Source organism: Candidatus Symbiopectobacterium sp. NZEC135 (assembly GCF_025962695.1).
Genome location: NZ_JAGFPF010000460.1, coordinates 1 through 1,364, shown reverse-complemented (window position 1 = coordinate 1,364; position 1,364 = coordinate 1). Strand labels below are relative to the sequence as shown.

Annotated in this window: 2 pseudogenes; both read left to right on the top strand. The window is 48.0% G+C overall.

Annotated features, from left to right (window positions below):
• Nucleotides 1-336: pseudogene (locus J5224_RS27880) on the top strand (excinuclease ABC subunit UvrA); the annotation flags it as partial.
• 654 nt (nucleotides 337-990) lie between these two features.
• Nucleotides 991-1,364, top strand: a pseudogene (locus J5224_RS27875) (methyl-accepting chemotaxis protein); the annotation flags it as partial.

The following is a 1,364-nucleotide window of genomic DNA, read 5'->3' as shown; positions in this document are numbered from 1 at the left end:
GGTGAAGCACAACGTGTGAAACTCTCCCGCGAGTTGTCCAAGCGGGGAACGGGTCAGACCCTGTATATTCTTGACGAGCCGACCACCGGCCTGCATTTTGCCGATATTCAGCAACTGCTGGACGTGTTGCACCAGCTGCGCGATCAGGGCAACACCATTGTGGTGATTGAGCACAATCTGGATGTGATTAAAACCGCAGACTGGATTGTGGACCTGGGGCCGGAAGGGGGCAGCGGTGGCGGTCAAATACTGGTGTCCGGCACCCCGGAGACGGTAGCCAATTGCGAAGCGTCGCACACTGCCCGTTTCCTCAAGCCGATATTGGCACGCAAGTAGTGCTGTTCACGACGCCCGGTGTTGCGCCGGGCGTCGTGATTATAAAGGGGGCCACGTTTACTTTTTATTTCGATAAGCACCGCCTTCGCTGTCATGCGCTTATTTCACGCTATTCCTCTCAGCAATAAATATCCTTTCGAACAGAATCACACGAGAATTATTTTCTATTTTCTCTGTGTATGACGCGCCACTTATCCTATTAAAAAATAGCCGCAGAGGTATCTTTTACTTATTGCATGATTCTGTCGATCGATCCACTCATATTGATAGGTTTTGACTTTTATTTGTTAATTTTTAAGTGATTAAAACGATCAATGGTGTAAAGATGATATGCTTACTGCCGATAAACCTAGAGACATCAGGGGTAATCTGGGGCGAAACGAAGCAGACAACAACATCAGCAACGTATTATGACGGCGATTGCTGGGTAACATTAAGCCGCAATTCTTAGCGTCAGATTTTATTTTTTCGATGATAGCACTGAATAATGGGTGAGGGGATGCTATTTCCCTAACATCGACAAAACAGCCATTTATATTGCTTAGTGTTAACGCGAGACAGGCTTCGCCAGCAACAGATCATCACTCATTCTGATGGGATTTAACAATGGAAGAATAACCTGGCTGTGATACGCAATATGGGAAGGAGTGAAGAATGAATATCGCTAACTGGCGCATCGGTTATCGTCTCGGCAGTGGATTTGCTTTTCTGGTACTGATGCTGTTTGTGGTCAATGCGTTCTCAATCTCGAAACTATCGTTGTTTCATGAAGATGCGAAGCTGATTGTCACGCGGGTTTATCCTGATACGGTGACAACCACCGATCTTATCGATGTGGTGAACAGCACGCTGGTTGCCTACCAGCGACTGCTGCTGGTTACCGATCCGGCTCAAGTGAAAAGCACGCTGGAGATGCTGGGCGATCTGCGCAAACGCGGCGGTCAGTTGCTGGATAAATTGGTCGCCAGCAATAGCCCCGAGGCGTCGCAACAGATTATTCGGGATATCCAACAGATTCGCCCACAGTT